This window comes from Cupriavidus sp. SHE (assembly GCF_000812445.1).
GTDB lineage: Bacteria > Pseudomonadota > Gammaproteobacteria > Burkholderiales > Burkholderiaceae > Cupriavidus > Cupriavidus metallidurans.
The window spans coordinates 1-4,220 of the sequence record NZ_JWMB01000117.1 but is presented as its reverse complement, the minus strand read 5'-3'; the positions used below and the strand labels follow the sequence as shown (position 1 = coordinate 4,220).

The window sequence follows — 4,220 nt, the reverse complement described above, 5'->3', positions numbered from 1 at the left end:
GCGTGAAGATCACCAACTGCGGCCCGATGATGGCGCCCGCGAGACCGCCCACCATGACCCAGGAAATGGCCTTGGCCTTAAGCGCGTCCTCGGCGGTGACGGCGGCTGCGAAGCAGTAGCCCACAGCAGGAAATCGAACTATGAAACGAATAACCCCTTTCCTTCTGGTCGCAGTACTCGGGGGCACTGAAGCAGGCCAGCGTGTCTACTCATCGCGCATGAATTGCCTGACAACCTTTCAAATTTAGAGAAGATAAATTGAAGTTCTGACGGGAATTTCTCAGTAAAAGAATCCTATCTTTCTCGTCAACATGACCTGCCCCCTTCAGCCGTACCAGTGATTAGGTTGGGGTCCTGGGGTTGAAGGTTAATGGATTTGGGCAGGGATCTCATGACGAGCTGCGTCGCCTGCGTGCTGACGCAGTTGCTGGGCATACCTGGCTGGCGGTATGCGGCCAATGCTGCTGTGAGGCCGAACCTCGTTGTAGTCCCGACGCCATGCGGCAATCTCGGTGCGTGCCTGGCGCATGCTCTGGAACCAGTGCTCATTGAGGCACTCGTCGCGGAACTTGCCGTTGAAGCTCTCGATGTAGCCGTTCTGCATGGGCCGACCTGGCTCGATCAGGATGTGCCGGATGTGGTGTTCCTGCGTCCAGGCGATGAAGGCCCGGCTGGTGAACTCCGGGCCGTTGTCGGTTCTGACGGCGGCCGGGTAGCCCCTGAAGCGCGCCGCCTGATCCAGCAGCCGGGTGACGTACAGGCCGCTGATGCCGTAGTCCACAGCGATCTCCACGCATTCGTGGCTGAAGTCATCGGCCACGGTCAGGCACTTGATGCGCCGGCCACTGGCCAGGCTGTCGCTGACGAAGTCCATGCTCCACACCTCGTTGATGCGTTGGGCGATGTTTAGGGGCGTGCGCTCCATCACGGGGCGCTTGGCCTTCTTGCGCTTGCGAACCGCCAGATTGGCCGCTCTGTAGAGCCGGTACACCCGCTTGTGATTGACGCCAGGGAAGTCGTTGCGCAGCAGGTCGTGCACGCGCCGGTAGCCGAAGCGCCGACGCACATGCGCGATCTCGACGATCTTGTCCTTCAGGGCCTGGGTCTGTGCGCTGGGCACCGGTGGGTGCAGGTAGCTGTCTCGGCTTAGCCCCACAAGCCCGCACGCGCGACGCTCGGACAGTTGGTGCTCCTGCACCAGCTGCGTGATCAGCTCGCGCCGGGCTTGTGGGGCTACCTTTTTACCCCGAGCACGCTCTTGAGCGCATGCAGATCCAGGTGCGCCTCGGCCAGCAGGTGCTTGAGCTTGGCGTTCTCCGCCTCCAGCTCGCGCAGCCGTCTGGCCTCTGACACCTGCATGCCGCCGAACTTGGCGCGCCACTTGTAGAACGTGGCGTCGGAGAAGCCGCCCTTGCGGCAAATCTCCGCCACCGCCATGCCGACCTCGGCCTGTTGGAGGAACCCGATGATCTGTTCCTCTGTGAACTTGCTCTTCCTCATGTCTGCGATTCTCCTGAATGGCGGACCCCTTGCTACTTCACATTGGTACGGCCTGGGGGGAGCAGGTCAAACAGACTGAACGGCACCCCCTGAGTTTTTATGCATATATTCAAGATCGGCAAATTCTTTAATGATTCACCACAAAAAAGGCGGGAAGCCCATTGAGCGATCCCGCCATAGCAAAAAACTCAAACATGCTCACATCAGGAAACTTTACCCTGAAACGATCCCTTGAAATTTAAGCGCATAGTAATAATAAGATTTAGCCATTAGCCGAATCTTCCAAAGTTGGTGCACTGCTTGCTACGTTTTTAAGCGACTCCGCCATAGTGAAGTACGGAGACCACTGTTTTGCAAGTTGGTCAACCGTAAGTCCTGCGGAGATAATATAGGTTGCAGCTGCAATAACCTCTCCAGCAGATTCGCCTACCATATGAATACCCAGAATCCTTCCTGTCTCACGCTCGGATATCATCTTGATTATCCCTTTGTCGTGACGACTTACAATAGCACGTAGAACAAAGGAAACCGGAATTTCACGAACATCATAGGCAATTTGGGCCGCCTCAGCCTGCATAGGAGTCATGCCGACAGCAGCCATCTCGGGCGACGTGAAAATGACGCGGGGCAAGGCGGTGTAGTCTAGGGACCGAGGCTCGTTGCCCAGAGCATTGCTCGCGGCCACGGTCCCCTGTGCACTAGCGACATACACTAATTGAGCCATACCAGTGACATCGCCCGCTGCCCAGATGCGAGGATTTGAGGTTCGCAGATGTTCGTCCACAATTATTTCGCCTCGATCGCCCCTGGACACATTGACAGCATCCAAGTTGAGTCCTTCAGTTGCCGGACGGCGCCCCGTCGCTATGAGAATCTTATGGGCGAAAATTTGCTGAGTACGTCCTTCGGCGACGACAGTTGCAAGCACCCCGGTCTCGTGTGGTACGACGTTTGTCAGATTGGCGCCAGTATGGAACATGATGCCCTCCGCTGACAGCGCCTGCTCCAGTGCCGCAGAAATCGCGGGATCCTCGAACGGTGCAATTCGAGGAGCTATCTCGACCACTTCAACCTTGCTGCCCAGTCGAGCGAACAATTGACCTTGCTCCAGACCGATCGCATTGCCGCCGACGACCAGCATGGACTCAGGCACCTGCTCAAGGGACATGGCCGAGCCGGAAGTGAGAAAGTCCACCTCACTGAGGCCAGGAATGGAAGGAATGAATGGCGCTGCCCCACTGGCGATCAGTACCTGCTTGGCGTACACCAGGTTTGTGTTTCCGTCTGAGTCCGCGACGACGAGCGCTACGATATCTGGCTCATCTGACGCTACAAAGGTCGCCTTGCCGCGAAATACCGCAATACCTGCATCCTTGGGTGCTTGTACATGGAAAGACTGCCGGAAGTGCCCGATCATTTGATCTTTATCTCTGACAAGCAAAGACAAGTCGACAGGCCCGGCCGAGGTCGCTATACCTGGGAACTTCCCATGCGCAGCAGACATGCGAGCAGAAGCCGCCGCAAGCAACGTCTTTGAAGGAACGCATCCTACATTGAGACAGGTCCCTCCTGCCAACCCCTGTTCGATCATGGCGACTGTTTTGTCGAGCCTACGTGCTTCGTTCGCTGCGGCTCTAGCCGCCGAACCGGAACCTATCGTGACTAGATCATAGATGACGGAGGGCTGTTGTGCGGAAGCCGCTGTTGTCGTGTTCATAAAAGAAGCCTCAAGGAAATTGCAAAGAAAGAGACAGATCGGTCTCCTTGAGGGATTGTAGACAACCCTGTCTCCTTGTGTCAACATGTCGCGTATGAATCCTCACAACGATGAATAACATCATGGACAAAAAAGAACAGTTAGTCGCAACTGCCTTTAACCTTTTTTATAAGTACGGCATTCATGCTGTTGGCATCAATCGGGTACTTGAAGAGTCCGGCATTGCCAAGAAAACGCTATATAACCATTTCTCCAGCAAGGAAGATCTAATTGCTGCGACCGTCGAATATTGTGATCAGCAGTATTTCTCTTGGCTCGATTTGCGTTTGCACGAAGCGACGCCAGGTAGGGACGCCTTGTATGCCATGCTTGATGCTTTTGACGATCTGTTTCAGGGTCTCGATCAATCCAAGCCACTTTTCTTGGGTTGTTATTTCATTAATGTCAGCGCCGAATTCAGCAATCCGGATCATGATATACATAAGCTTTGCGCCCGAAACAAAGAGGCTATGCTGCGATGGATCACACACCACACTTCACTTGTCATAACGTCCAGAGAATCGATAGTTCAAATCTCTGAAACAATTGCTATGTTGCTTGAAGGGGCGATTATTCAGGCTCACGTTCTTGGAGATCTGCACGCTGCTCGCAAAGCCAAAGCCGTGGTTAAACTGCTTCTTGATAAATCTAACTAACTAACTAAATTCATCTGTCCATACAACTCTTTGACCATCAATAAAGGTGGAACGGCAAAGTAGCTTTCCGAAGTTTCAGCAGTGGAGACAAGTCGTGTAGTGCCGGAACGGGCCACTTATCGGCTTCCAGTCCTCGATCAATGCCCCAAGTCAAGTCAGTTGCAACCGTACCGCCCCTGCCACAGCAGCGGCACCAAGATCAGCGCCAAGGCCGGGAAGATCATCCAGTTGACCGCTTGCCAGCCCGAGCTGTGCAGGATCGACCCCGCGAGGAACGACACGGCCGCCGTGGCGGCGAAGACGAAGAA

At 55.0% G+C, this 4,220-nt stretch carries 3 protein-coding genes; 1 reads left to right on the top strand and 2 read right to left on the bottom strand.

Annotation, left to right across the window (positions count from 1 at the left end; genetic code table 11):
* Positions 1-367: 367 nt before the first annotated feature.
* Together RN01_RS32415 and merA are read right to left on the bottom strand one after the other, a co-directional pair.
* Positions 368-1,500 (bottom strand): IS3 family transposase gene (locus RN01_RS32415; protein WP_156149800.1). Its coding sequence is split into 2 segments (ribosomal slippage): positions 368-1,245 and positions 1,245-1,500, totalling 1,134 coding nucleotides; the frame shifts between segments, so codons are not numbered across the junction.
* A gap of 262 nt (positions 1,501-1,762) precedes the next feature.
* A complete protein-coding gene (gene merA, locus RN01_RS32405; RefSeq protein WP_039016863.1) occupies positions 1,763-3,217 on the bottom strand; it encodes a mercury(II) reductase in 1,455 nt (484 codons plus the stop codon).
* 122 nt (positions 3,218-3,339) lie between these two features.
* Between merA and RN01_RS32400 the strand changes: the two genes are divergently transcribed.
* Complete coding sequence (locus RN01_RS32400; protein ID WP_017638772.1) at positions 3,340-3,912, top strand: TetR/AcrR family transcriptional regulator; 573 nt, start codon at positions 3,340-3,342, stop codon at positions 3,910-3,912.
* Positions 3,913-4,220 lie beyond the last annotated feature (308 nt).

Excerpts from the sequence above, each read along its gene's own strand:
- merA (WP_039016863.1), bottom strand. The coding sequence starts at position 3,217 with ATGAACACGACAACAGCGGCTTCCGCACAACAGCCCTCCGTCATCTAT.
- RN01_RS32400 (WP_017638772.1), top strand. The coding sequence starts at position 3,340 with ATGGACAAAAAAGAACAGTTAGTCGCAACTGCCTTTAACCTTTTTTAT.